Here is a 25,712-nt window from a genome sequence, read left to right as displayed (position 1 = left end):
GGCGGCAGGCCGATCAGCGTTCCTTCATCAGCAGGTGCACCAGTGTCACCACGCCAACACCCACCATGAGGGCGGTACCGAAGGAGGGGTGCTCGAAGGCGACGTACACGGTGACGCAACCTACAAGCATGAGTAGTACCGTCCGCTGATCTATCTGACCGTTCACCCGTGAGCCCTCCCCGCATCCATGTCGCCATCGCCTCTCCTGTGGATAGGAGCCCTGCAGCCGATGGCAACAACGACTGGAATCCGGACAGAAAACCCAACCGGCCTAGGCACTGTCCGGCGGATCATGGGCGGAGCCATAAGCGGACTGCCGCTGCGGTGACCGTGCCGTGGAAGACGTAGGCCCGCTTGTCGTAACGGGTGGCGACCGCGCGGGAGTTCTTGAGTCGGTTGATGGTCCGCTCGACCTCGTTGCGCCGCCGGTAGCGCTCGCGGTCGAAGCCGGCAGGTCTGCCGCCCGCGCTGCCTCTGCGCCGGCGGTTGGCCCGCTGGTCCTTCGGCTCGGGGATCGTGTGCTTGATGCGCCGTCTTCGCAGGTAGCGGCGATTTCGGCGGGAGCTGTAAGCCTTGTCACCGCTGACATGATCGGGCCTGGTCCGGGGCCGCCCGACCAGCGGGCGGGGAACCCGGATCCGGTCCAGGATCTCGATCATCTGCGGGGCGTCACCCCACTGACCTGGAGTGATCAGTAGAGCCATGGGGCGGCAGCCGCCTTCACCGGCAAGGTGGATCTTGGAGGTCAGACCGCCCCGGGACCGCCCGAGTCCCTCATCGGGGCGATGGTGCCGGGGCGTCGTCCTTTTTTCGGGACCCGCGGCCTGGCCTTGCGGGCGCCAGCCGCGTGCTGGTGGGCCCGGCAGGACGTCGAGTCGACACCGACCATGCCCCAGTCGATCCGCCCGGCGAGGTCGGCGTCGGCCTGGACCGCCTGCAAGAGCCGGTCCCAGGTGCCGTCCGCGGACCAGCGGCGATGCCGCTCGTAGACGGTCTTCCACGAACCGTAGCGTTCCGGCAGGTCACGCCATGGAACACCGGTACGGACCCGGAACAGGATCCCGTTGAGCACGGTCCGGTGATCGTTCCACCGGCCGCCCCGACCACCCGGCGAAGGCAGATGCGGCTCCAGCAGCGACCACTCGCGATTCGTCAGATCCCCCCGACCCATGACCCAGCCAACGAGCGACCGGTCGGAAAGTCACATGATCCACCGGCCGTGCCCTAGGTGTACCGCGGCACCTCCTGGCAGTTCTGGACTGCTTCGGAGGCGTGGTGAACCGTCCGTCGCAGCGGCTCGGGCAACCGGATGGAGACCCGCCCCGCCTCCGGGCCTGACCCGGGGACCCGTGCCGGACTCGGCCGCGAACTTCCTCGCTTCGGTTGGCGGAACTACTCCCGGCAGTGGGCGCGCCTGCCTGCCGGTACCGGCTCGGCGGCCCGCCTCCTCTCACGGGCGGCGGGCCGCCGCATCTCCCTCGCCCTGACGGCGGTGTGCTGCTGCGTCCCGGATCTCCTCGGTGGCCGCACGGAATGCAGGGGCGGCGTGAGAGAAGTAGTCGAAGAGAACAGCGCGTTGATCTGGCGTGTATCGGCTGAGAACCTCGGTGATCTGGCGCCGGGCAGGCCCGACCGCCCGCTCGATCTGGTCGAGGGAGTCGGCCACCGGCTCGACGATGACCTTGCGTCGATCATCTGGATCGGTAGCCCGGCGGGCGAATCCGGCTCGCTCCAGGCGGTCGATCAGGCGAGTGGTCGCCCCGGTGGTGAGTCCGGTGCGGGCGGCCAGTTCTCCCGAGGTGAGCGCGCCTTCCAGCGCGAGTTGGCTGAGCGCGTACCACTCGGAGGCGCTGAGTCCCACCGCTTCCGCCCCGGCCATGCCGTGGAGTCCCACGGCGTCGAGGTACTGACGGAAGACCACGTGCTCGTCCGCCGGCGTCGGGTCTGCCATGTCCCTGGGTGCCCCTTGCGTAGATAGCTGCAAGCGTGCAGATAATGTCTATCTGCAATATCTGCATCAGTGTAACGACCTGGAGGATCCCATGCCCACCACGGACGACCGGAATGCCGTCACCACGGTGATCGCCTCACTCATCGACGCCTGGCGACGCCACGACGCCGACGCCTACGGTGCGCAGTTCACGCAGGACGCCACTTACGTCACCTTCGTCGGTACCTACTACCAGGGCCGCCGTGACATCACCGACAGCCACCGGACACTGTTCGCCAAATTCCTCAAGGGCACACAGCTCGCCGACGAGATCCTGGACATCCGCTTCTACGGTCCGGACACAGCCGTGATCACCGGCCGCGGCGACAGCTACAAGGGAAGCAAGCCGAAGAAGCTGACCAAGGTCCAGACCTACACCCTGGTCCGGGAGCAGGACGGCCAGTGGCGCATCGCGGCCTTCCACAACACCAAGCGCAAGCCACTCATGGAGGCCATCTCCTTCAAAGCCGCGCCCGCTCTCGTCCCGGCATCCCAGAAGTGACAGCCGAAGCCGCAGAAAGCCCGCATGGCCATGCGTCAGCGCAGATCAACGCCCTGAAGACCTCCCGGGCCGTGGCCACGAGATTCGACAAGCGCGCCTACATCTTCCACGGCACCGTCACCGTCGCCGCGATCCGCCTGTGTCTCAGGTCGTGACGTGACCAGCTTGGCCCCCGCAGTTCCCGGACGGCTTCAGGACCGCGACAAGAAGTGAGCGATCTCCGCCGCCACGGCTTCGGGGACAACCGAGGGCGCGAAGTGCATCTGGCCGGGGAACGTCGTGCAGGTGACGTGGGGCAGTGCGGTCGCGAGCCGGTCAAGGGTCGCCGGCATCGGCTGCCAGGTGTCGGCGCCCCGCATCAGCAGTGTCGGGACGTTGACCGTGGACCAGCGCTCCACGTCCACCGAGTCGGCGGCCATCGACTCGAGGTCACGGTGCCAGCCGGGCGCGTCGGTGGGTTCGTTATCGGCGGGCTCGGCCGCATTTATGAGGTCCAGAAGCGCGGCCGGGACGCGGGCCACCTTCTCCGCCAGCAACCGATCGGCCTGCCGCCGGTCACCGTTCGCGGTCAGCGCCGAGAACTCGCCCAGGACAGGTGCCAGTTCTTCGCCAGCCGCGTACAGAGGTGGCTCCCACAGCACCAGCGAGCGAACCGGCAGTCCGGCTGCCGTGGCGTGCAGGGCGACGGAGGCTCCATAGGACATACCGACCAGGTGCACGGGACTGCCGATCTTAGCGATCAGTGCCTCAAGGTCCCCCACCTCGTCGGCAAAGCGCTTCGGCGATCGGCCCGGCCCGCTCGGGGCGTACCCGCGACGGGCGGGTATCCAAAGCTCGAACTGGTCGGCGAGGTGCTCGGCCACCGGCTGCCAGGAGTGCAGTCCACCGCCGGAGCCATGGACCATGACGACCGGTGGCCCCGAGCCGAGCTGTCGATAGCTGATGGCGGTGCCGTCGGAGGACTCCAACGACGCGGTGGCTCCGAAGGACTCTGACAGGGATATCTCGCTCGGCATGCCAGGAACGTTGCACAGTCCATCCAGGCCGGTCCACCCAATTTCCGCAGCTGAAGCAGCCGCCCTCAGCTGGGCTCCATGATCCGCCGGACAGGCCCTAGGCCGCTCTCGGATCTTGTGGCAAACGCCCTTGCCCTCTGGCGATCCCGTGCCCTTCAAGCCCGTGATCCGCTCCACCGGGGGCGGAAACGGTCGGATTCCTGACACATCAACACATGCCAGCACCACCCCGACCTGCTGCAACCACAGGCTTCTGTCTCTGGTCTTCATCGTCATGACAGTCAGCCGAAGGCCGCGGTCCTCACCGAACGAACAGAAGTTGCGGCTGATGAAGCCGAGGTGGGCTTTCAGCCTCACGTTCGGCACTGCGGTGCTGGTCTCGGGCGGCATCTTCTACGGCCTGGTGGTGCTGCTCGACTTCAAGGAGATCGACTCAACCGCGAAGCTCGACGCGAAGACGCTCTTCGATCTCGTGAAGCTCTCCTTCGGCGTTGTGGCCGGGGCCGGCGCGCTCGTCGCACTGGTCGTCGCCTACCGCCGCCAGCGCGTCGACGAGACCGGCGCCCACCGCGAAGCTACCCGCCTCCACACCGAACGCTTCTCCCAGGCCGTCGACAAACTCGGCTCCGACTCACCGGCCGTCCGACTCGGTGGCGTCCACGCCTTGGCCGGTCTCGCTGACGACGCCCCCACCCAAGACCTACGCCAGACCTGCATCGACGTCCTGTGCGGCTACCTTCAGCTGCCATTCACACCCGACCCCGGCGAAGACCCAGCCCATCAGGAGGAACACCACCGCTACCTGGCTTTCCGTAAGGTCCGGCATACCATCCTGCGCCTCATCGGTGACCACTACCGACGCCCTCAAGGAACCCACCGCTCCTGGCAGGGCTCCGACCTCGACCTCACCGGCGTCACCATCGACAGCGACATGGACTTCGCCGGCGCGGTGTTCTCTGACGGCAGGGTGGACTTCCGCGACGCGAGGTTCACCAGCGGCAGGGTGAACTTCCACGGCGCGAGGTTCTCCAGCGGCACGGTGAAGTTCCAGGGCGCGGTGTTCTCCGGCGGCAGGATGGACTTCCGCTCCGCAACGTTCACCGGCGGCACGGTGGACTTCCGTCGCGCGAGGTTCACCGACGGCGCGGTGGACTTCCGCTCCGCAACGTTCACCGGCGGCACGGTGGACTTCCACAGCGCAACGTTCACCGGCGGCACGGTGGACTTCCGCTTCGCGAGGTTCACCGACGGCAGGGTGAACTTCGGTAGCGCGAGGTTCACCGGCGGCACGGTGGCCTTCCACGGCGCGAGGTTCACCGGCGGCATGGTGAGCTTTGACTTCGCGAGGGGGTCGGCTCCCCGAGGGCTTTTTGCTGCAGCTGGCATACCCGTCCCTGCCACGGTCGTCATCCCTTCCGCTTGGCTGCCCCCAGTTCCATAACCCCGAGGGGGCGAAATCGGTTGTTTCCTCCTCGGCGGCTACAGGCCGATGCCCTCGGTGGCGGTGTCCTCCCAGCGTTCGCCCTCGTCGACGTACTCCCAGAAGACCGGGCTGTTGGCGGCCCAGCCGCCCTGCTTGCGGAGTTTCTCGGCGCGCTTGCCCCGCTTGCGGCCGGTGCTGACCAGGCCGCGGCGTGCGGAGTGCCCGGTGAGCTTCACGTCCAGGCCGGCGCGCTCGGCGGCCCGGGTGATGGCGAGGCGGCAGCCGTCGGGTCCCAGCCGCTGGGTGCCGAGGCGGCCTTTCTGGTCGACGGGCAGGAAGGCCGGGCCCGCGGTGAGGCCGGCGGCTTCCTTCCAGGCGAGCCAGCAGCGGACCGGGCAGGTGTCGGGGTTCTCGCCGTAGGCGACCGCGACGTCACGGGGCGGGCGGCCCTTGACGGAGGGGACGTGCACCTCCAGTCCTTCGGCGACCTGGGTGATGCCCTCGGTGTCGAGCGAGGAGACCTCCTCGGAGCGTCCGGCGATGCCGAACGCCAGCGTCGCCAGCGCCCGGTCGCGCAGCCGGGCCAGTTCGGGCAGTTCCTGGGTGCCGCGCCGGCGGCCGACGGCGGGCTGCGGGCGGGCGGCGGCGGCGGTGTTCATCGCCTTCAGGTGCGCGGGGTGGCCGCGATCGCCTTGCCGCGGCCGCGCACGGTCCGCGCCGGGTCGAGCTTCATCGGCTTGAGGGCTTCCCGGGCCGCCTTCGTCGCCTGCTTCGGGACCTCGGTGCCGTGCCGGCGGGCGGTGACCGTGACGCCGGTGATGCGGCGGTCGATGGTGCTGGGCGCGGCCTTCTTCATCGGTCGTCGAGGCGGAGCTGCTGCCGGCCGCCGGGGCGGAGAGCGCCGTGGACGTCGAGTCGTACCGGTAAAACGGACATGACCGCCCGTCAGGGAGAGGCCACCGGATGACCGCGGAACTGCACCGCACCGACTGACAGAGCGTCATGGCGGCGGGGCTGTGGTCTGTGAAGTTGCTTCCGACCCAATCGCGCAAGGGTCCGAGGAGGTGTTCGGGGACGCCGTCGTACGGAGACCCGCACCTCCTACGCCCGCGACTGGGAGCTCTGGGCCGAGTTCCACCGCTGGCTCGCCGGGCAGACCGGCCACGCGCTGCCGCTGACCGCGGTCACCAAGGGCACCCTGGTCGCCTTCGTGGTCTGGCTGGACGAAGGGCGGCAAGCGCCGCGGCGGCGGGGGCAAGTCCGCCGCACGCCGCGACACGGTCACCTCGCCCCGCCAGGCGCTGGAGGCCATCAAGAACCTCTCCGGCGTCTGACCCCACCCCACACCCCGCACACTCCCGCAGGGCCCGGCCGTATCCCGGCCGGGCCCTGCTCACACCCGCAAGGACACGCCGCCCGTGGCCGTATCGATCTCCACCGGCACCGCACCCGTCATCACCGGCGCGATCAGCGCCGTCACCGGCTGGACCGCCAGCATCTGAAACCGCCCCGCCCCGGCGTCGAAGGCGCCTACCTCCCGCGCCTTCGACGCCCCAGGGAGCTGAACAGCGATGCCCCAGACCCACCCCGCCACCGGCCAGGCCACCCCGGCCACCGTGCCGCCCGCACCACCGACCGCCCTGTCCCTCGAAGAACGCCTCGTCCTCACCAACACGGAGATGACCACGCGCCTGGACGAAGCGTCCGTCGCCTACGAGGTCAACACCGCGCACATCGAGACCGAGCCGGTCACCCTGGCCGACGTCGTCACGGTCCCCCTCACCCCGACCCTCCAGCCGCCACCGCAGTCCCCGACTCCGGTCGCCGCCGTTCTGCAGCGCGCCCACCACCGCCTCCTCACCGGCGGCTGGTGCGCCGGCACCTTCCAGTCGGAAGACGGCGCGCTCTGCCTGTTCGGCGCGATCCGCACCGAGTCCCACCGCGACTTCGCGCTGGAGATGTCCGCCATGGCCGTGCTGCTGGAGGCGATCCGCCGCCAGTTCGGCGACCGCTTCGAATCCGTCCCCTCCTTCAACGACGCCCACCAGGACGGGCGCGTACCGATACGGATCCTCGGCCAGGCCGCCGACCTCGCGCACGCCCGCGGGCTCTGACCCCCGCTCACCAGACCCGAACCGAGCCGCGCCCCAGATCCACCCCCACCCCCACCACCCCGTCGGCCGATGAATCCCCCGGCCAACGTGCTCCCGTTCCGACAACGCTGACCCGCCGCCCTGTCCGGCCCTCGCCCACCCCGCACCCGGGTGGGCGAGGGCCGGACAGGCCGACCGGCCTGTCCCACACCGAGAAGAGACCCGCATGCCCGAGGACATCCAGGAACAGCTCCGCAAGGCCGCCGAGGAGCAGGAGCGCCAACGCCGCCCTCGCGGAGGAGATCGCCCGCGCTGCCGCGCGCGACGGCGGAGCCTGACTCCCGACCAGAACGGCTCCCCCATCACGCACCGCGCCCCGCAGACGCTCCCGTCGGCGGGGCGCTCTCTCTCTGGAGGCTCATCGTGCTCACCCCCCGCCCGCACCGCCGGATAGGCCGGCCCCGCCCGCAGCGCCCCGGAACCCGCTATCCGCAGCGCCCCGCCCGGCTCCCTGGTACCTGGAGCCGGTGATGCCGCGCACCCGCCGCGAGGTGACGCGGGTGCCGCGCAGCGACGCGATGCTGCCCGAGTTTGACCGCGGTACCGTGCCCGAGGGCCTCGTCACGCGGCGTGCTCTGCGGGATATGGGGCTGAGCCCCGGTGATAACCGGGGCCCGGTCGCGATCCTGCGGTGCCGACTGTGCGGCACCCGCCCGCAGTGGTCGTGCCGCCACCCCACCCGGGGCTTCCTGCTCCGGGTCGACCTGGCCGGACCCAAGCGGATCCCGACGCTGGCTCAGGAGCTGTCGCTGGACCGCGCGGTGGCCGCCCGGAGGACCTGCCCGAAGTGCTCGCGCCGGTACTGCTACTGCCTCCCCCTACGCACCGTGGGCTCCTGCGACCCCTGCGCCCAGGGGTACGAGCCCACCCTCGGCACCTACATCCACGCGGCCTCCGAGTCGGTTCCGCACCGGCTGGCCGAGATTCCCCACCCGTGAACTTCAAGGCCGTGAGACAGCATCGTCCGGAAGTCCCGCGATGATGGCCGCGACGGCCTCTGCCGCACTGTCCAACTCTTGCAGCCGTCCGTCGGGGAATCGCACCTGGTAGCCGCCATTTCTGAGCGGCATGGCCGCCGGCAGGTCATGGCAGATGGGCGGCGCGGCCCGGCGGCTGAAAGTGACCCAGTACATGCTCCGCCCTGGCGACAGGACTCGAAGCCGCTCCTGTTCGAAGGCGGCCTCGACGAGCTCGTGGAGGGCAGTGTCCGGCCTGCGCGCGGCGGCCTCGCGTAGCTGGCGCCATCGCACTGCAACAGCCTCTCCACGCTCATGGGCCTCGGCCAGCTCCCAGGTCCGCAGGAAAGGCCACTGGGCGACGAGTCCCCGGACCCCAGGTTCCTGCAGCCACGAATTCAACGCCCCGACAACCGCGGACAAGTCCGGGGTGCTGCCGGTGGCCATGCGGACATGGTTGGTCCAGCAGTCGACGACGAAGCTGCGCTCGCTTTGTGCCATCAGTACATTCGCCGAGTGGCCGTCGGCTTCCACCCGTGCGGCCACCTGGCGCCAGCCTGGTGAGGATGTCAGCTCGACGGCAAGACCGTAGCCTGCACGATCGGCCACCACTTGCAGGGCATTCTGCAAGGATCCCGCCTGGACGACCTCGGGGTACAGCGTCAGGTACTCGTGCATCGGATCGTTCGGCGCTGCGTCGCCGGCGAGTTGTTCGGACATACGAGCGAGTCTGCCAGGCCGGTGCATCGGCATCTTCGCTGCCTACGTCCGAGACCCTGCCCGGAACGTGAGCGGGCTGGCCGACATGCCGCCGAGCCGCCGGCCTCGCCGCCCGGCATTCAGCGCTTCCGCTTTCGCCGCCCCGGGTGGGGCCGTGCGCAGGGCCGCCCAGCCCGCCCGCCGAACAGCGGCTCGACGGCCTCGCCGCCCCTCTGGCCGTGGACCAGCGCCAGGAGCGGCACGCCGAGGCCGACACCGACCGGCCCCGGCCCTGACCCGTCAGCCCGTCGCCGCGCTCGCATGCTGCGACCAACACATACGGAGCACTCCATGTCTCACCTGCCGTTGCGCACCCCTGAACACCGTCTCTCCGCTGCGAAGCGGGACCTCGGACTCCCGGTCATCGTCGCCATCTGCGGCTCCACCCGCTTCATGGCGCAGATGAACGAGGCGGAGCTGCGCGAGACCTTCGCGGGGCGGATCGTCGTCAAGCCCGCCTGCGACCTCAAGAACCCCCACCCCCTGTGGGCCGACCCCGCTCGGGCCGAACGCCTCAAGGCCGACCTGGGCGAGCTGCACCGGGCGAAGATCCGTCTCGCCGACGAGGTCCTGGTCGTCGGCGACTACGTCGGGGACTCGACCCGCTCCGAGATCCGCTATGCCCGCGCCCTGGGCAAGCCGCTGCGCTTCACGCACCCCGAGGCGGACCCGGACCCCAGCCCGCTCCCGGCCGCCCCGTACGAGATCGCGCTCAACGGGGCGGGCGCCACGGTCTCGATCTCGCTGCCGGCCGTGGAGCCGGTGCCCGGGCTGCACGTCTACGAACTGCCCGCCGGGCACCGCGAGGAAGGCGACGGGGCGGCCAACCCGTGGCGGCTCGGCCACCACTCCGGGAAGGCGCTGGCCGCGTTCCCCTCCGAGGACGATGCCCTGCGCGCCGCCCGCGAGGTCGCCGACCTGACCGACTGGACCCGCCCGGCCGAGGACCTCCGCACGAACGAGGACCTCGACCTGGACGAGTACATCGACCGCATCGAGACGCGCACGAACGGCCTGCTCATCACCCCGCAGACGGAGCCGGCACGGTGACCGATCCCGTCCAGGTCGCGGACGACCTGTGGGGGCGGCTCATTGAGCACCAGTCGGCTGTCGCGGCCGCGCTCGCCCCCGCCCTCTGCTACGGGGCGCGCGGGTGCTGGCCAGACCACCGCGAGCTCCGCATCCGCCACCAGACCTGGCCGCGCATCGGCACAGGGCCGGCCACTTCCTCGTCCCTCTACGAGATCAGGAGATCACCAGCATGCCCCGTCTGCCCATCACCACCGAGCGCCTGGCCCTCTTCGGGACGCTCCTGGCGACCTTCGGTGAAATGCATCCCCTGTGCGACCACTGGGTCCAGGGCTCGACGACGGCCTCGCGGAAGCGGCTGTACGGCAAGGACCTGGTTCACGCCGACGGCACCCCCGCCGCCGAGGACTCCACCCGTCCCGCCATGACCACCAGCGCCCTCGGCAGGCGCGCGGTCGTCTGCCACGTCGCCTCGTACACCGCCGTGCAGCTGGCCGCGACGATCGGCGTCACCCGCGCCTTCGGCTACCGCGTCACACCGGCCGCCCTGCTCGCCGGCGCGGCCATCAACGCCTCGACCCATGCCGCGATCGACCGCGGGGCGCTTCTCCTGTGGCTGGCAAGGAAGACCGGCCAGACCGGCTACATCGAGCACTGCCGGGCCGTCCGCATGGACGACGACGGCACCGTCACCCGCGAGGTGAACGGGCCGGGCACCGCATGGATGGAGCTGGACGTTCTCTGCACCAACGTCGGGTCAGGTCAGCTCAACGAATCGGTGGACGCGAAAGGACGTCAGCTGGTCGGGTTCGATGCTTGCCGAGTCCACCCGGTAGCGGCCGGCGCCGAGTTCGAGAACGGTGCTGTCCGTGAGTGTCCCGACCTCAGTGCCGAAGTAAACGGCGTCGAACATGACCAGCTCGCCAGTGGTGCTCAGCACGGGTCCTTCGTCCCACTCGGCGGTGGGAATCCCAGCCAGGATGATCTCAGCGACGCCCTCCTCGCTCTCCGCGTAGCACCAGCGGACGAGCACTCGGTGCTCGGGAAGGTAGGCGGTGGAGAGCGGTTCGTACCCGAGGACGAGCGCCTCGGCTCCGTCAGGCAGTTCGAGGACTCCAACGAGGTCCATGACCTCGCAGGCCCGGTCGTAGTCGCCCTCCGTTCCCGACCAGTGCGACAGCGCAGTGCGTGGAACCACGATGAACGGGCCGCCCTCCGTCTCCAGCCACGTCAACGACATGTCGCCTCCAGCTCCAAGATCTCAGTTCCGACGCGACAGCGTATGCGCCGGGTCGGACAGGTCGGCCTCGTGCCTGTGGTGGTCGGGGGTGCCCGGTGACGAGCATCGAGCAGGTCGCGACGCTGGCGACGTTCGGGGCGGTGTGGGCGGTCCTCGCGGTCGGGCACAACCTGGCGAGGCCGAGGTCGCCGTGCGGATCGGCGGGGACAGTCTCGTGCGGGCGGCCGAGCTGACGAGCGAGGGTGGAGGCCCAGTGGGCGAAGTCCTCGATGCGGGTACGCAGCCCTTCGTAGCCGAGCGAGGTGGCCGTGACCGCGCGTCTCCGCTGGAAGGTGTGGACGGCGGAGTCGAAGAGCAGGCCCCCGTCAGGGACGAGCGTCTCTAGGACGCGGATCGCTGAGACCACGGGCGGGATGGCCACCCAGGGCACGTCGCGCATCTGTCCGGCGGAGTGGTGGTTGCCGTCCAGCCTCACACCGTCAGAACGAACGTCACCCATCGAGACGGATCGACCATCACGGCGAACCACTTCCGGGTCCATCGCATCGCCTTGTCCCTCAGTCGGTGTCAGAGGTATGGGACAAGATCGGCCCCGTAGACAACGCCACGACGACGAGGAAGCACCTTGGACGACGATGTCATCCTGCGAGGACCGCTCGGGGAGATGGCCACGGCCGAAGCCGCCCCGGCAGGGTTGAACCCGGCAGACCTCTATGCGGGAGCGATCAGCTGGTGGTCCGCAGCTATCTCCCCCGCGGTCTCGATCGTCTCCTGGCGCAGTGCCCCACTGGCAGTCTGGATGTCACACGTACATGACGGCACGTCCGGCGGGTCCCAGCTCGTCGATGCCCTTCGCCGTCTCCTCGGAGGCATTGCTCCGCTAGCGACCCATCACGATGTGACGAACGGACGGATGTACAGCACAGCGGTACATTCCACCCGCCGGGCGGAGAACGCCGGCACGGGCACCTCCGCCCTTCTCCTGACTGGTTCTCCGTTCACGGCTGGCCCCGGCGGTTCCTGGAAAAGTCCTATCCTGGAGAGTCATACGCGCATGGCGTGGGACGGTCGACACGTTATTCCCACGCGGGGCTTCGGACACCCCCAATCCGCCGGGAGATCCGCTCCACCACATGTCGGCGCCCTGTGGACTCCATCCCGCCGGGCGTGGCGCGGCTTTCTGTCCACGGATGCCGCCACCTGGTCTCGGGTCCTGCACTTTGCTCAGCGCGGCGCCCTTGTCGCGCAGGAGACAGTGTCAGCGGACAGTTGGAAGAGCGACCTGGCAAAGGCATACCGGTGGGCTTACCACCTTCGACCGTGCCTGACCTACACCCCTCCCGCAGGCGTGATGCGGAACGTGATCCGTGCGGCGGAGAAACGGTGGGACAGGGCTCTGCCCGAGGAGCACGGCGGCTTCTTCCTCCGAGTCGGCGACCACGTATCACGTATGGCCGCCGCACTCGCTGCGGCCGAACACGCGGCCATCAACGGCATCCACGTCGAGGCCGCATGGTCACTCGCCCGCCGTGCCGTTCGCGACACCTGCTGTCTTGTCACCATGGACCGCGACACAGTGGATCAGATCATCGAGGACGTGGACGACGCTTTGCGCGTTATGCCGAGGTCGGAGAGCCAAGTCTTTCCTCTCCACTCGAACCGTCCCGAAGGGCACGCTCCCAGCGGAGGCACCGAGACGAGTCGTTCGCAGAACAGCGAGAATGTCGTCCGCAAGCTCAAGCAGTGGTACCAGGACTCCTGCCAGATATGTGCCACCACCCTGTTCCTGCCTCCACCCCGCCACCGCTACAGCGAAGCGGCTCATATCCGGGCAAGAGAGCACGGCGGACCCGACCTCACGGAGAACATGCTATGCCTCTGCCCGAACTGCCATGTCCTCTTCGACGCCGGTGCGTACGTCCTGACCGACGACCTCGGAGTCGTGGACACCGTGACGGGCCGTCTGCAAGGCGCACTCGAACGCCACCCATGGCACTACATCAACCCCGATGACGTTCGCCACCACCGCCACCATTGGACCAGCCGCAATGCCGGGGCACGCTCCACAGGCGGCAGCACGGGCCGGGGAAGGGAGTAGCGCCCTGATCCGGCTCATGCCGAGGGAGGTGCCTATGGCGGAGCTTTGCCATCCCGCGTAGATCCCTTCGCCCTAAACGGCCGCACCCATGAACGCCTGCCCGGGTCGGCCCGGAGGCAACCGGATACCGTCCACAAGACGGCAGCCTGGTCGTGGAGGGGAAGCGTGACTGATACCAGCAACATCCGGTCGGCGAGGGTGAAGGCACAAGCACCGCGGCAAAACCAACCGTATCGCCTGATGTGCTACATCCCCTGGTGGCCCCGTTCTGCTGTGAGCCGTGCTCGCTAACATCCTCGTTGGCCACAGCCGGGGCCGGGCTCGCGTGCGAACCGTCGGGACGCCGGCGCCGCCGCCGGCCGGAGCCGGGAAGCCACGCGCATCGGCGACAGGCCGCGGTCGGCGGCCGGGGCCGTCATGGTGCTCCGGGCGTCGGCGAGAGAGCCGGCGGGGGGCGGACGACTGCTGCTGCGCTGGGATGGACTCGCTCCGTCCCCAGGGCGGAACCCGATAGCCGCGACCGGGCCCGGCGGACAGCGCGGGGGCGGCCCGGGGCAGAGGGCCATCCGGCCCGGCGGGCGCGCACCCCGGTTCGGCCGTTCACGGCTCCCGCCCCGCCGGGCGGAGGCCGGGGTGTCTCTTTCCGTCGCCGGCCGGGGCGGTTCCGGGGGCCTTTGCCGGATCCGTACACGGCTGTGCAGACTGGGGCTCATGACGACGACTTCCCTGGGCAGGGGCGCGAACCTGCCCGTTGACTCGGCTGTGGTGCACGCCGTGCTCTCCTGGGCCGACCACCCCGGCATACCGGCCGCGGACGCCTCGGCGCTCCTGCTCGGCGGCGACGGGCGAGTGCGCGACGACGGGGACTTCGTCTTCTACAACCAGCCGGAGAGCCCCGGCGGCGCGGTGCGCCACCTGGGGAAGCAGCAGGCGTCCGGCACGGTGTCCGACATCCTCGAAGTGGACCTCGGGCGGCTGGAGCACGGCGTCGAGCGGGTCGTGCTGGCCGCGTCGGCGGACGGCGGGTCGTTCGGAGGGCTGTCCGGGCTGACGCTGCGGCTGCTAGACGCCGGGACGCGGAACGAGCTGGCCCGATTCGCGATGGAGGCGACGACCGAGACGGCTCTCATCGGCGGCGAACTGTATCTGCGGGGCGGACGGTGGAAGTTCCGCGCGGTGGGGCAGGGGTACACCTCCGGTCTCTTCGGACTCGCCACCGACTTCGGCATCAGCGTCGACGAGGAGCCCCAGCCCACCGCCGCTCCCCCGGCCGCAAACCTCGCCACTCCCCCCGCCGCCGCACCCGCGCCGGCGTCCCCGCCGGCCCCCGGCGCTCCGTGGCGGGGGCCGGTGATGGGAGAGGAGCGGCTGCCCGTCGATATGCGCAAGCGTCTGTCGCTGCGCAAGGAGCAGGTGGCCGTCAGCCTCCGCAAACACCGCGCGGAAGGGGTGTCGGCCCGCGTGGTCCTGGTGCTCGACGCGTCCGGCTCCATGGCTGCCCTCTACACCAGGGGCACCGTGGCCGAGGTCGTGGAACGCATGGCTGCCGTCGCCGCCGAGCTGGACGATGACGGCGACATGCAGGCGTGGACCTTCGCCTCGAATCCGGCCCGACTGCCGGATCTGACGCTGGGAGAGCTGCCGGAGTGGCTGCGGCTCCATGTCCGCGTCGGGCAGATCAGTCTCTTCCGGAGGAGGTCCAGGAAGGGCCTGGAGCCCGGTCAGGTGGACATGCGCGACGTCGGCATCCAGAACGAGGAACAGAAGGTGATCGCTGAGGTCCGTGACTTCGTCCGACGCAACCCGGTTCCCGTTCCCACCCTGGTTCTGTTCTTCTCCGACGGCGGCATCCACCGCAACGCCGAGATCGAGCGGGAACTGCGCGAGGCCGCCGAAGAGCCGGTGTTCTGGCAGTTCGTCGGGCTGGGGCGGTCGGAGTACGGAATTCTGCCCCGGTTGGACACCATGCAGGGCCGCCGGGTCGACAACGTCGGCTTCTTCGCGGTCGACCGTATCGAAGATGTGCCCGACACCGAGCTCTACGACCGGCTGCTCTCCAAGTTCCCCTCCTGGATCACCGCCGCCGGCTGGGCCGGCGTCCTGTGACGGCCCGCTCGGACACACGGCCCCTTCCGGCGCGGCGGGCCATCGGCTGAGAGTCGACCCAGGCACGGCACGGGGGGCGCCCGTCTCCCCAAGGTCCGGTACGCCGCCCATCTTCAGTTTGGCGGAGACCTGATCTTGCGACACGGCGGTCAAGTGCGAGGGTGGCTCGACCTCCCGCTAGATGACGCCAAGAAGCTCGGCGACGCCCTCAGCGACTGGAAAGGCGACGAACAGGGCCGGGGCGTCATGGTTACAGTCGATGAGCACACCGACTTCCACCGCTTCAACCGCGCGAGTTGGACCCACCCGCTTCAGATCGGCGCCATCGAGGTCGCTGACTGCTCCGTTCTGGGGATCAACTGGGACAGCGGCGACCACTCGATGCGACATCGCGGCGAACGCCACTTCGGACAGGTCTATCCCGTGACTCTTCAGCCTGGCCCCACGGGTCAGATAACGATGCGCTGGACAATTCCGCCCTACGAACCCGGTCACCAAGGCGCAGAGTGATCAGCAGGCACCACCGACTACTCAGGGTGGTCAAGCGGGAAACCGCCAGAGAATATGCGACACCTCAACATGCGGGCTTACCAGTCCCGAGGCCGGATCACTGCTCAGACTGCCATGCGCTACGTCGCTGCGGTGTACCCGGAGCGGACGGCCCGACTGCCCGTTGACCGCCCGGCAACTGAGGTGATCACCACGGCGGACTGTCACCTGGTCTTTTGGGACAATCAGCCATCGAAGCGGTTCCAGTCGACAGGGAGGCTGGCCAGCGGGTCCAGGGCGCTTCGGTGGGTGGCGCCGGCCCAGACATCAAATGCTTCGCCGTCCTCGCTGCTGACGTGCACGACGAGGCCGGGGGCCACGTAGAAGTGGGTGGGTGCCCAGGGCCAGAAGGGACGCAGGGGCACAAGGTGCAGCGCTTCCGTGAGTTGCTCGACCTGTGGCGCGGTGAGTTTGTGGGGCAGGGCGAGGTATTCGGCGCCCATGGAGGCCTCGAAGAGGGAGAACTGGATCAGGAAGCCGCTGAGCGGTTCCTGTTCGGCGATCGGCTCCTCGTCGAATTCACGGAACAGGACAGTCGGGTCGGCTTCAGGTCCCTCAAGCGTCCACAGGAGTGACCAGAAGAAGCCTCCTTGGTTCTCGACGCCGAAGACGAGCATCTCCCCGAGATGGTCGGTGTGCAGGTCTGGCTCGGGCAGGATCCTGTTCTGGATTCCAAGGGCACCCGGCCGCTGCTTCGCGAGCCGGTACAGCTGTCTCAGTCCATCGGGAAGGCGTGACGCGGAGTCGCGGGTAGACGATGCGGTGGCGTCTGCGGTCGGGTACCAGCCGGTGACGAACTGCTCAAGAGCTGCCGCACGGTCACCGTTCACATTTTCCAGCCACTCCAAGTCCGGCAAGTGCTCAGGTGGAAGTGGTGGGCGCACTCGGTTGAGGAGTTCTCTGCTCAAGGGTGCTTCAAAGCGCAGTTCGCAGTCGGTGAGAACACCATCGGAGGTGCCAGCCTGGCTCACCTGGGCGGTGCCCAGGTACAAAACTTCACCTCCGGCGCGGACCGCGATGTGGATCGGCAACGAGCCTTCGTCCACACCCCAGGGCGCCCCCATGAGTCGCTCTGTGACCGGCGCCGGTGCAGGCCCGATCAAGCGGACCTCCTCAGCGTTCCACACACCGCTTTTGGCGGGTGTGTCACTCGCTTCCGCGATGATCACCGTTCCTGCCGGGCCTATGACGACACTGGCACCGCCCACCGTGAAGCGTCCGGGTACTACCGAGCCGCCGACGAGCACGGGTAGGTACTCCCGATCGAACACCAGCGCTGGAATTACAGCGGGAACCTGATCATTCATTCCCGCATCATCCTCGATCACGACCGGTCACCCCCAGTACCCCGCACTGAACCCGCTTCCGACACCGCCTCCAAGGCTGACAGGCGAGTGGGGTCGTCATCTCTCCGCTCCCGGAATCCGCGGACCCGCGCGTTTCCGGCGCCGACCATTTCAAGGCCGTGAACGACACCATGTGCCACGCGGTCGGGGACACGGTCCTCGCCGCGTACGGCAGTCGGCTCACCGCCTGGGCGGGCCCGCGCGCCGCGGTCGGCCGCCTCGGAGGCGACGAGTTCGCCTTCGTCCTGAACGCCGACCGACGCGAGCGGCGCGAGCGGCGCCTGGAGCAGCTGGTCCGGATGCTGCACACCCCGGTCGTCCTGGACGGCGGCCGCACGGTCGACGTCGCCGCGTCGGTCAGCTCTGGCCAGCGCAGCGGGGTACTGAAGCCCGGCGGTCTGACTATCCGGATCAAGGACTTCGTGAGCTGGGTCAATCGTGAGGTCGCCACTCACAACCCGGCCAGCCAGTTGATCCCCGACGACCCGCACGGACCCTCCTGGCCAGCCGCTTACGAAGGACCCTGGCCTGGCACATCACCCGCCGCCCCGGAGGCTTGGTCGCACTCGCCATCCAGTACGGCCACATGGGCACCGTCCTGGATGCCCGCACCTCCAGCCGCTACGGCGCCCGCAGCCGCGGCGGCATTCACACCGTCCTCGACGTCGAAACCGCTCTGGCCGCAGCAGACAACGCCGCCCGCCTGCAAGACCGGCTCGCCGCCGGCGAACGCCTCTCAGGACCCGCCGCCCGCCGAGCCCTCACCGCCGCCGCCCACATCCCCCGCTTCGAGGGCCGCATCGTCCCGCGCACTTTCGTACACAAGGCCCGCGCCTACCTCGCCCGCGACGGCATCGTGCTCTACGACAACCCCGAGGCCCTGCTGATCTGTGCCTTCAAGCACGACGTGGCCATGTGCGAACCCGACCCCAGTGCCACCGCACCCCGCCAGTACAACTGCCGCCCCGGCTGTGCGAACACCGTCCGCACCGACGGCCACGCCCTCCTGCTCCGCCAACGCGCCGGCGAACTCGACCAGCTCGCCAGCCATCTGCCTCCACCCCTTGCCCGCCGCCTGCGCGTCTCCGCTGACACTCACGACTCCACCGCCCAGACCGCCGAGATCCACGCCCTCCGCCAGCGGATCACGCGGCTCACCCTTGCCGCAGCAGTGCTCACACACGACCAAGACCAACCGGAACCGGCCCTGAAGGACATCAGCAGCATCCTCCAACTGCGCCCACCGACCTGAAACCCAAGCAGCCTGGCTGCACATGTGGAAACCAGGAACGGTCTTCGCAGTGTTCTGGGAACGCCACGCCTTGGTCTCCTCGTGCCACATGGCCCTGGGTTCAGCATGGACGTCCGTCGAGACTATGTCGATGTGGTCCGCGCGTCGCGAATGCGGTGCGCGGTCCGCAGTCCCTGCTCGGCGGCGGTTGCTACGAGGCCGCCGAGGGTGGTTCTGGCGAGGTCGTGGGCGGCGAGGTGTTTCAGTGCTGGCAGGGCCCGGTCGTCGGCGGTGGAGCCGAGAGCGCGGCAGGCCAGTGCTCGGAGGTCCGGGTCGGGATCGGTGGTGAGGGCGATCAGGTCGTCCACCACCGGCGGGCCGAAGGCAGCGATCGCTGAGGCGAGATGGTTGGCCTTCGGGTTTCGGTGTTCCATCATGGCCTGCCAGAGCGCAGCGAGTGCCCGGTCGCCGCCGATTTGGCCGAGGGCCATGGCGGCCCTGCTGCGTACCCAGGTGGTCTCGTCGTCCAGCCGGGCTGTCAGGGCGGGTATGGCGGCCGGTTCCTCGAAGAGGCCGAGCGCCTCGCAGGCGCCCTCGCGGACCATCGGATCGGGATGCTCCAGCAGGGCGGTGATCAGCGGAACGGACCGGCGGAAGCCGAGTTCGGCGCAGGCGAGCGCCGACCACCGCACCCCGCGGTGCCCGGTGTCGGCGAGCGCGCGCAGGAAGCCCGGTTCGAGGTTCGCGTCGCCGAACAGGGTGATCCGGTTGAGTGCCTTGGTCCAGACGGTGACATCTTGAGTCCGGTGGTCGGAGGCGACCTCGGACAAGGCCGCCAGGGCCTGCGGATGGCCGAGCTCGGCCCACTCCAGCAGGGCGTCGATCGCCCGCAGTCGGATCGTGCGGTTCCCGCTGCTCAGTTCGATGGCGTGGACGGTGACGAGGGATGTCGGCCCGTCCGGCGGGTGGCCGAGTGCGTCCCCGAGCGGGCCGGCGAGCGGTGGCTCGAGTTCGCACAACCAAAGGGCCAGTGGGCCGATTCGGGTGCCGACGTCCACGTCGTAGTGGCCGTCGCCCCGCAGGTTCGCGGCCAGCTTGGCGACCGTACGGAACAGCAGCTGCGCGCGGTCCGATGGGGAATCAGCGAGGGCTTCGAGTCGGCCGGACATCGCCGCGGTGACGGCGGTCGGCGGGCGACCGGTGGCCTCCAGGACCGCCTCCGCCCAGGCGAGTGGCTCGTTCTGACGCTCGTAGAGCTGGCGGCCCCACAGGCGGAGGACGGCGTCACGGTGGCCGGTCCTGAAAGCTCCTCGGCTGGGCCTGCCGGGCATGGTGGGTTGTCTGTGGAAAGTCGCAGGCGGTCACTTCGCTGAGGGGCTGGCTCCGCATTTCTGGGCGGAAGACGATCACAGGGAGGGATAGAACGCATGATCGAAGTATCATCCCTGGAAGGTTCTCCGGCCTGTACTTCCCGACCTCCGCAGTGGCGTAGTCGGATGGAGGCATCCCTGTGGAGAGGACAGAGGGCGATGAGTGTGGCCGAGAGTTGGTCGCGTGTGATGAATCTGCTTCGGGAGCACGCGCCGGCCGATCACGCGGATCTGTCCGGGCCCGCTACGGAGCAGATGTTCGCGGCAGCCGAGGAACGGATGGGGATCTCCCTGCATGGGGACCTGCGGACGTGGCTGTTGCAGAACAATCTGGATCTGTCGGAGGAAGATTTCGACGACGAAGTGCAATGTTGCGGTTTCGATGGGTTCCCCGACGAGGGGAGCTTCTTTCTGGGCATCCGGGCGATGGAGAGGCTTTACGCGAACCGTTCCACGCCCTGCGGATTCGACCCGCCGGACCAGCCGGACTGCCCGTTCTGGCGCAACGAGTGGGTCCCGTTCCTGTCGGACCAGGACGGCTGGATGGGAAAGTTCATCGACGTGAGGGACGGACGTATCGGCAGATGGTTCGTGGGTGAGCCCACGGTCACCGGTGAGTACGCGTCACTGGCTCACTACTTCGACTCCGTGGCGGAGATGCTGACGAGGATCGGCGCGGGGGACTATCCGGTCTGTTCCGTTGCCGAAGGGCGACTTGTCTGGTCGTGAGACGGTTCCCCACTGGATGACGGCCATTGCCGATCCGTCCTCCCCCCTGGAAGGGCAATGAGCTTCATCAGCGTTGACGTTCCAGAGTGAGGATGGCTGCGGCAATGACGGTCATGCGGTTGGGGCTACAGCGGGCCCGGCGGAAGATCTGCCAGGACTTCAGCCTTGCGATGCTTCGTTCGACCGGTGCCCGTGCTGCTGACAGGGCCTGGCTGATCGTTCGTTGGGTCGTGGTGAGGTCCCGGTTCGGGAGCCGTCTGATCGGTGTGGTCACCCAGGAGCCGGCTCCGATGTAGGCGCGGTCGGCGAGGACGGGGACGCCCTGGCGTTCGCAGATCCGGATGATGCGGTGGGTGCGGGCCGCGGTCAGGTCGTGGGTGCGGCCGGGCAGCGCGGGTGAGATCCACAGCAGCTTGCCTGTGGGGTCGGCGATGACCTGCACGTTCACGCCGTGGCGACGGTGCTTCTGCGAGAAGTCGCTCCGGCTGTCTCCGACGCGGTCGCACTCGGCGAGCGTCCCGTCGAGCAGGACGTGCTCAGGATCAGTCTCGCGTAGGACACGCAGCAGGCCGGGCGCCCGTCGGGACAGGTGATCGATGACGGCCGTGACGTAGGCGTGGGCGGTGCCGACGGATATGCCGAAGCCGGCGGCGATCTGCGCGAGCGTGTCGTGGCGGCGAAGGTAGACCAGGCCGACGAGGGCGCGCTGGTGGGGCGGGAGCTTGCAGCGGCGGTCACCCTCACGGGTGACGATGAGCATGGATACCCACTCGACCAGGGCGTGCGGCAGGTCGAGCGCGGCAGGTCGGCGAACCAATGAGGCTCCTGTGTTGATGAGTTGAGATGTCGAACATCTCTCTCAACGGCACGGGAGCCTCGTGCGTTGCGGAACGCTGGCCCGTCACCCGATCGGTGGCCACTCTGAAAGAGCTCACTGGCTGACCGACGCGACCCGGTCAGCCTCACGTAATTCAGAAGAGCGCGGCAACGTATTCTCCGGTGGACATAGAACCGCCAGCCAAAAGGGCGTGATAACTGAGAACTGGCAGGAATTCCGCCGAAATTCATGGTCCCAGAGCGGGTTTTGCCTCGCCGGGATCGCTGACGGCCCTGCCGCTCGGCCCGCCGAGACCTGCTCTCCGTTCGATCCCGTCCCGGTCCTTCCGGGCGAGGGCCCAGGCCGCCGACGTCGTCCGGGAGGACCGCACGTTCCTCGGCCGGCCCGTGCGGCACCTGGCGCGGGAATCCGAGCGGACCGGCTTCCGGCACCGCGCTTGGCGGATACGGAACGTACCGGCATGATCACGGGAATGAGCGACAGGGGCGCCGGCAGTCCCGCAGGCCCGCAGCGACACCCTGGAAACCGCTCAGCGGGAGAAGCCGTCACCTCCCCCGACTCCGGCCGGGGGCGGCGTTCCGGGCGCGGGCACACGACCCACCGTCCCGCAGACAGCTTCCGCCCCGCCCTCCGTCGGCCACGACGGTCAACCGGGCGGTCTTGCGCCCCCGCCGCTCCCCCGGCACCCGCCACTCAGCCCCGCTCCCCCGCTCCCCGCCGCCCTCCCGGACAGAGCGGAACCGGGAAGGCGGCGAGGGCTGCGTATGGTGCTCCGGCAACTGCCGCGCGGGAAGCAGGAGTAGCGGCCGTTTCCTGAGGCACCCGAACGAGCACACCGCACCCGGCAGGCGGTCGAGATCATCGATCATCAGAGAGGGTTCACGGTGGCGGCGCTGTCCGACCAGAGCCAGCTCACGGGCGCGTACTGCTTCTTCAGCGCGGTGCGCTCGCGCCCGTAGTCCTTCAGCGCGGCCTCCACGGCCACCGCCAGGTCGTCCAGGTCCTGCGGCACCGGCACCCGCAGCAGAAGGTGCTGCTTGCGGTGCGCGAGGAGAAGTTCCCCTGCGGGTGTGCACTCCAGCAGGGCGAAGTGGACAAGGGGCTTGAAGGGTTTCTCCGCAGTGGGCATCCAGGAGCGCAGCACCCCGTCGGCGCTCCACGCGTACAGGCCGTAGCGGTTGAGATGGAAGGCACGGGCGCGGTACGGGTCGGCGACGACGGTGAAGTCGAAGCCGGTGAACGGGCTGTCCTCGCGCAGGTGCAAGCCTTCCAGCCGGCCCCGCAGCACCCCGCGGTCATCGACGAGGGCGAAGCTGAACTCCTGCCCCAGGTTGGTCGAACGGTAGGTCTTTCCGAAGACCGGGACGACGAACAGGTCATCGCCAAGCGCTGCCGGGCGGGTCATCGTGGAGTCGAGGTAGCCGTGAGCGTCGACTACGGCGGCGTCCGCAACATCCTGACCGCGCTGGGCACCCAAACGGCCCACATCGCACTGATGACCTCCATCGGGGCAACCACCCGCAGCAGCTCCTATGGCCACCTCCTGGAATGGAAGCGCCGCTCCGAACGCCTCGTCCGCGCCAGCGGCCTGCCCTACACCATCGTGCGGCCCGCCTGGTTCGACATGAACGGCCCCGACGAACACCGGCTCGTCTTCCTGCAAGGCGACACCCGCCGCACCGGAAGCCCCAGCGACGGCGTCATCGCCCGGCACCAGATCGCCGAAGTCCTCGTCGCATCCCTCACCTCCCCCCACGCGGTGCGCCGGACCTTCGAACTCGTCGCCGAAACTGGTCCCGCCCCCACAGACCTCGACCCGCTGTTCACCGCACTGGAACAGGACCCGGCCGGCACACTCGACGCGGTACGCGATGAGGCCAACATGCCGCTCGAAGACGAACCACGACACGTACGCGACGACCTGAACGCACTCACCGCCCGCCGCGACACTTGACCGCTGGTACCACCCGCCGACCACCCCGAGCATCACGCGGGCGGCTTCACCGCGCGCCCGGGATGGGCAGCGGTGACATGACGACCAGCTGCCTCCTCCGTGACGCAGAACGAGCACAGCAGTTGAGCGGATCAGCGGTATCGAACGTCTCGGTCAGGATCCGGTGTTCACCAGTCACTCCCTGTCCCCCTTGCGCAAGGCCCGCATCGTGGACGGGACACCAGCGGTGACACCACTCGCAGGCTGCGGCGATCCAGGTTAAGTCGCCTCACGCAGCCAGACACCAGGGATCGGCGTTCCTCCTTCCGATACTGGCCCACCTTGCTGGGAGCCGTCCCCCGTGACCACGTCACAGCACAGCACCGCCCGGCCTAGTCGACCTGCTGTACTGCGCAGATCATTGCTGACAGGAACCGTCGTCTTGACCGCCACCCACCTGGCGGGCTGTTCGCCGTCCTCATCCCGCCCCGACACCTCCGCCCCCTCCCAGTCCGCCGCGACGACGGGAAGCAACGTGAAACGAGTCCTGCTGGCCTACTTCTCCCGCCCCGGCGAGAACTACTCCTACGGCGGCCGTACCGACCTGAAGGTCGGCAACACCGAAGTACTGGCCCAGAAGATCAGCCAGCTCATCACGTGCAACACCTACCGCATCCGGGCCGCCGACCCCTACCCGCACGACTACGACGCGACCGTGAAGCGCAACACCCGTGAGCAGGACACTGACGCCCGCCCGGCCATCGAAGACCGCCTGCCCTCCCTCGACGGCTACAACACGATCCTGCTGGCCAGCCCAATCTGGAACGTCAGGGCACCCATGATCATGACGACGTTCACCGAAGCCCTCGACTTTCGCGGCAAAACCGTCCACCCCCTCACCACCCACGCCATGAGCGGCCTGGGCACCACCGAACGCGACTACGCAGCCTCCTGCCCCGGCGCCACCCTCGCCGAGGGACTCGCAGTGCGAGGCGAGCAGGTCAAAGACGCCGACGACGAAGTCGGACAGTGGCTTCGCCGCATCGGCCTTGCCGCCCGGTGACCAGATCCACCGATCGCGCTACCGGCCGGCTGCAAGGACGGGACGGTCACCGGTAAGGGGTCCGTGGAACCCGCCGGAGGCCGCAGGCATCCGGCCAGCCTCACGGGGCCTCAGCTCTACTTGCTCGGCCCCCAGCGCCCCGCCGCAACGGTTCATCGTTCAAGATCCGATGCACGCCTGGGCTGGAACATGCCCAAGCAACTCATGCCGCCCCGCAAGGAACTCGCCGCGACGTTCGCAAGGCCCCGGGTCCATCAAACGAGCGGCCCTTCCTGAACCTGCCCCACCAGACGATCCGGCGAGTTGGAGGTGGAATAACCAGGGCGTTCGTTCGATTGGCTTCCTTGCAGAGATCGCGGGAGGGGGCGCTGGTGGCCGAGCTGATGATGTTCCGGCAGGACGCGGACGGACGGGACGTCGAGCTGGCCAGTTCGACGGTGGAGCTGCAGCGGCGGGTCGAGGCCGGCCTGGAGCAGATGCTGGGCGTCCGTTTCCTGGCATCGGAGTACCAGACCGGCCCCTGGCACCGAGGGCGGATCGACACCCTGGGGCTCGATGAGAACGGCAGCCCGGTGGTGATCGAGTTCAAGAAGGGCTCGGACAGCGGGGTTGATGTCCCAGGCGGTCTCCTACCTGTCCTGGCTGGAGTCGGCGCACCACGAGTTCGAGGCGCTCGTGCGGAAGGTGCTGGGGGCGGAGGCCGCCGAGTCCGTCGACTGGCATCGTCCGCGGATGATCTGCATCGCGGCGGGCCTCTCGCACCACGACCGGGTGGCGGTGCAGAGGTTGCCCGAGCGGATCGACCTGGTGCGCTACCGGATCTTCGACGGTGGCCTGCTGGGGCTGCTGCTCGTGGACTCCGCGACCGGCTTCCCGAGCGCTGCCTCGTCTCGCCGGGGTCGGGAGCGGGCACCCGTGGCGGGCAGCGTGCCGACGGCTTCGGCGGTCTCTCTGCCTGCGGGTGGAGGAGCGGTGCCGGAGTGCCTGCGGGACCTGTACGCGGAACTGGACGAGGCACTCACGGCATGGGGCGAGGTGGAGGTGGCGTCCCTGCGGCACTACATCGCCTACCGGCGGTTGGTGAACGTGGCGTCGGTGATCTTCCGTCCGAAGCACGAGGCGATCCTGGTGTACCTCAGACTCGACCCGGAAACGGTCGAGTTGGAGGAGGGCTTCACCCGGGACATGCGCGGTATCGGACACCTCGGGACCGGCGACCTGGAGGTCCGCGTCGTCTCGGCAGCCGACTTGGAGAAGGCGGCGCCGCTGATCCGGCGGGCGTTCGAGGCGGCCTGAGTAACAGGAGGGGCGGCTGGTGCATCGATTAGTCGATGCTCCAGCCACCCCTCTGGCGTCTGTGGGCCGCCGACCCTGGCCTCTC

The 25,712-nt window shown here is 68.9% G+C and carries 24 protein-coding genes and 4 pseudogenes; 15 read left to right on the top strand and 13 right to left on the bottom strand.

The annotated features are described in order from the left end of the window. Nucleotides 1-290: 290 nt before the first annotated feature. Nucleotides 291-1,171, bottom strand: a protein-coding gene (locus IE272_RS37325) for an IS5 family transposase (RefSeq protein ID WP_190010113.1) whose coding sequence is annotated in 2 segments (ribosomal slippage) — nt 291-811 and nt 811-1,171 — 882 coding nt in all. Because the reading frame shifts where the segments join, the coding sequence is not laid out codon by codon here. 279 nt (nt 1,172-1,450) lie between these two features. Beyond that, nucleotides 1,451-1,951, bottom strand: coding sequence for a MarR family winged helix-turn-helix transcriptional regulator (locus tag IE272_RS37320; RefSeq protein ID WP_190010111.1), 501 nt, complete (start codon nt 1,949-1,951; stop codon nt 1,451-1,453). Between the two features lie 91 nt (nt 1,952-2,042). Between IE272_RS37320 and IE272_RS37315 the strand changes: the two genes are divergently transcribed. Together IE272_RS37315 and IE272_RS37310 are read left to right on the top strand one after the other, a co-directional pair. Further along, nucleotides 2,043-2,492, top strand: coding sequence for an SgcJ/EcaC family oxidoreductase (locus IE272_RS37315; protein WP_190010109.1), 450 nt, complete (start codon nt 2,043-2,045; stop codon nt 2,490-2,492). Nucleotides 2,493-2,536: 44 nt separating this feature from the next. Further along, nucleotides 2,537-2,647, top strand: a pseudogene (locus IE272_RS37310) (IS5/IS1182 family transposase); the annotation flags it as partial. 36 nt (nt 2,648-2,683) lie between these two features. Here the strand turns inward: IE272_RS37310 and IE272_RS37305 are convergent. Next, the gene (locus IE272_RS37305; protein WP_190010107.1) at nt 2,684-3,508 is read right to left on the bottom strand and encodes an alpha/beta fold hydrolase; all 825 of its coding nucleotides are present in this window, start codon (nt 3,506-3,508) and stop codon (nt 2,684-2,686) included. Nucleotides 3,509-3,836: 328 nt separating this feature from the next. Between IE272_RS37305 and IE272_RS37300 the strand changes: the two genes are divergently transcribed. Continuing rightward, nucleotides 3,837-4,949 carry a pentapeptide repeat-containing protein gene (locus tag IE272_RS37300; RefSeq protein ID WP_229898065.1) on the top strand — a complete coding sequence of 371 codons (1,113 nt, stop codon included), beginning with the start codon at nt 3,837-3,839 and terminating at the stop codon, nt 4,947-4,949. Nucleotides 4,950-4,987: 38 nt separating this feature from the next. On the opposite strand, the gene IE272_RS37295 is transcribed toward IE272_RS37300, so the two are convergent. Continuing rightward, nucleotides 4,988-5,590: a site-specific integrase gene (locus IE272_RS37295; protein WP_050361705.1), complete on the bottom strand. Its 603-nt coding sequence runs from the start codon at nt 5,588-5,590 to the stop codon at nt 4,988-4,990. 5 nt (nt 5,591-5,595) lie between these two features. Next, on the bottom strand, nt 5,596-5,787 hold the full coding sequence (locus IE272_RS37290) for a hypothetical protein (protein ID WP_050361706.1): 192 nt from the start codon (nt 5,785-5,787) through the stop codon (nt 5,596-5,598). Between the two features lie 715 nt (nt 5,788-6,502). Here IE272_RS37290 and IE272_RS37285 point away from each other — a divergent pair. Together IE272_RS37285 and IE272_RS37280 are read left to right on the top strand one after the other, a co-directional pair. Then, nucleotides 6,503-7,045 carry a DUF6197 family protein gene (locus IE272_RS37285; protein WP_190010105.1) on the top strand — a complete coding sequence of 181 codons (543 nt, stop codon included), beginning with the start codon at nt 6,503-6,505 and terminating at the stop codon, nt 7,043-7,045. A 509-nt stretch (nt 7,046-7,554) separates the two neighbouring features. Beyond that, nucleotides 7,555-8,022: an RRQRL motif-containing zinc-binding protein gene (locus IE272_RS37280; RefSeq protein WP_050361707.1), complete on the top strand. Its 468-nt coding sequence runs from the start codon at nt 7,555-7,557 to the stop codon at nt 8,020-8,022. A gap of 3 nt (nt 8,023-8,025) precedes the next feature. Here the strand turns inward: IE272_RS37280 and IE272_RS37275 are convergent, their stop codons facing one another. Next, entirely contained in the window at nt 8,026-8,760 is a 735-nt protein-coding gene (locus IE272_RS37275) for a DUF6193 family natural product biosynthesis protein (RefSeq protein WP_190010103.1), read from the bottom strand. A gap of 146 nt (nt 8,761-8,906) precedes the next feature. Here IE272_RS37275 and IE272_RS39195 point away from each other — a divergent pair, with 146 nt between their 5' ends. Beyond that, entirely contained in the window at nt 8,907-9,035 is a 129-nt protein-coding gene (locus tag IE272_RS39195; RefSeq protein ID WP_267888770.1) for a hypothetical protein, read from the top strand. Nucleotides 9,036-9,090: 55 nt separating this feature from the next. Beyond that, nucleotides 9,091-9,474: pseudogene (locus IE272_RS37270) on the top strand (hypothetical protein); the annotation flags it as partial. Nucleotides 9,475-10,206: 732 nt separating this feature from the next. Here IE272_RS37270 and IE272_RS39400 read toward each other — a convergent pair. Beyond that, nucleotides 10,207-10,341, bottom strand: coding sequence for a hypothetical protein (locus IE272_RS39400; protein WP_373304238.1), 135 nt, complete (start codon nt 10,339-10,341; stop codon nt 10,207-10,209). A gap of 244 nt (nt 10,342-10,585) precedes the next feature. Further along, complete coding sequence (locus IE272_RS39395) at nt 10,586-11,068, bottom strand: Imm21 family immunity protein (RefSeq protein WP_078961415.1); 483 nt, start codon at nt 11,066-11,068, stop codon at nt 10,586-10,588. Between the two features lie 1,450 nt (nt 11,069-12,518). On the opposite strand from IE272_RS39395, the gene IE272_RS37260 reads away from it, so the two are divergent. Both IE272_RS37260 and IE272_RS37255 read left to right on the top strand, forming a co-directional pair. Next, a complete protein-coding gene (locus tag IE272_RS37260; protein ID WP_159392664.1) occupies nt 12,519-13,166 on the top strand; it encodes an HNH endonuclease in 648 nt (215 codons plus the stop codon). Between the two features lie 711 nt (nt 13,167-13,877). Next, complete coding sequence (locus IE272_RS37255) at nt 13,878-15,272, top strand: VWA domain-containing protein (RefSeq protein WP_050361711.1); 1,395 nt, start codon at nt 13,878-13,880, stop codon at nt 15,270-15,272. Between the two features lie 177 nt (nt 15,273-15,449). On the opposite strand, the gene IE272_RS37250 is transcribed toward IE272_RS37255, so the two are convergent. Then, nucleotides 15,450-15,677, bottom strand: a complete 228-nt coding sequence (locus IE272_RS37250) for a hypothetical protein (protein ID WP_190010101.1) — start codon at nt 15,675-15,677, stop codon at nt 15,450-15,452. A 329-nt stretch (nt 15,678-16,006) separates the two neighbouring features. Further along, nucleotides 16,007-17,149, bottom strand: coding sequence for a hypothetical protein (locus IE272_RS37245; protein ID WP_190010099.1), 1,143 nt, complete (start codon nt 17,147-17,149; stop codon nt 16,007-16,009). Between the two features lie 149 nt (nt 17,150-17,298). Between IE272_RS37245 and IE272_RS37240 the strand changes: the two are divergent. Next, nucleotides 17,299-17,466 (top strand): annotated as a pseudogene (locus IE272_RS37240) (diguanylate cyclase domain-containing protein); the annotation flags it as partial. A 257-nt stretch (nt 17,467-17,723) separates the two neighbouring features. Continuing rightward, nucleotides 17,724-18,419: a hypothetical protein gene (locus IE272_RS37235; RefSeq protein ID WP_229898057.1), complete on the top strand. Its 696-nt coding sequence runs from the start codon at nt 17,724-17,726 to the stop codon at nt 18,417-18,419. Nucleotides 18,420-18,541: 122 nt separating this feature from the next. Here the strand turns inward: IE272_RS37235 and IE272_RS37230 are convergent, their stop codons facing one another. After that, complete coding sequence (locus IE272_RS37230; RefSeq protein WP_190010097.1) at nt 18,542-19,729, bottom strand: HEAT repeat domain-containing protein; 1,188 nt, start codon at nt 19,727-19,729, stop codon at nt 18,542-18,544. Between the two features lie 198 nt (nt 19,730-19,927). Here IE272_RS37230 and IE272_RS37225 point away from each other — a divergent pair, with 198 nt between their 5' ends. Then, nucleotides 19,928-20,497: an SMI1/KNR4 family protein gene (locus tag IE272_RS37225; protein WP_050361716.1), complete on the top strand. Its 570-nt coding sequence runs from the start codon at nt 19,928-19,930 to the stop codon at nt 20,495-20,497. 67 nt (nt 20,498-20,564) lie between these two features. Here IE272_RS37225 and IE272_RS37220 read toward each other — a convergent pair whose 3' ends face one another. Together IE272_RS37220 and IE272_RS38995 are read right to left on the bottom strand one after the other, a co-directional pair. Beyond that, the gene (locus IE272_RS37220) at nt 20,565-21,314 is read right to left on the bottom strand and encodes an IS5/IS1182 family transposase (protein WP_050361717.1); all 750 of its coding nucleotides are present in this window, start codon (nt 21,312-21,314) and stop codon (nt 20,565-20,567) included. A gap of 889 nt (nt 21,315-22,203) precedes the next feature. After that, nucleotides 22,204-22,740, bottom strand: coding sequence for a hypothetical protein (locus IE272_RS38995; RefSeq protein ID WP_229898054.1), 537 nt, complete (start codon nt 22,738-22,740; stop codon nt 22,204-22,206). An 18-nt stretch (nt 22,741-22,758) separates the two neighbouring features. Here IE272_RS38995 and IE272_RS37210 point away from each other — a divergent pair, with 18 nt between their 5' ends. The 3 genes and pseudogenes from IE272_RS37210 (at nt 22,759) to IE272_RS37200 (ending at nt 25,627) form a co-directional block, all read left to right on the top strand. Beyond that, nucleotides 22,759-23,289: an NAD(P)H-binding protein gene (locus tag IE272_RS37210; protein WP_229898052.1), complete on the top strand. Its 531-nt coding sequence runs from the start codon at nt 22,759-22,761 to the stop codon at nt 23,287-23,289. Nucleotides 23,290-23,710: 421 nt separating this feature from the next. Beyond that, nucleotides 23,711-24,331: a flavodoxin gene (locus IE272_RS37205; protein WP_078961420.1), complete on the top strand. Its 621-nt coding sequence runs from the start codon at nt 23,711-23,713 to the stop codon at nt 24,329-24,331. A gap of 371 nt (nt 24,332-24,702) precedes the next feature. Further along, nucleotides 24,703-25,627, top strand: a pseudogene (locus IE272_RS37200) (DUF5655 domain-containing protein). The last annotated feature ends 85 nt before the right edge of the window (nt 25,628-25,712 follow it).

The organism is Streptomyces anulatus (genome assembly GCF_014650675.1).
Taxonomy (GTDB): Bacteria; Actinomycetota; Actinomycetes; order Streptomycetales; family Streptomycetaceae; genus Streptomyces; species Streptomyces anulatus.
Note: the sequence above shows the minus strand (reverse complement) of the source record. Positions and strands in the feature narration are given on the sequence as shown.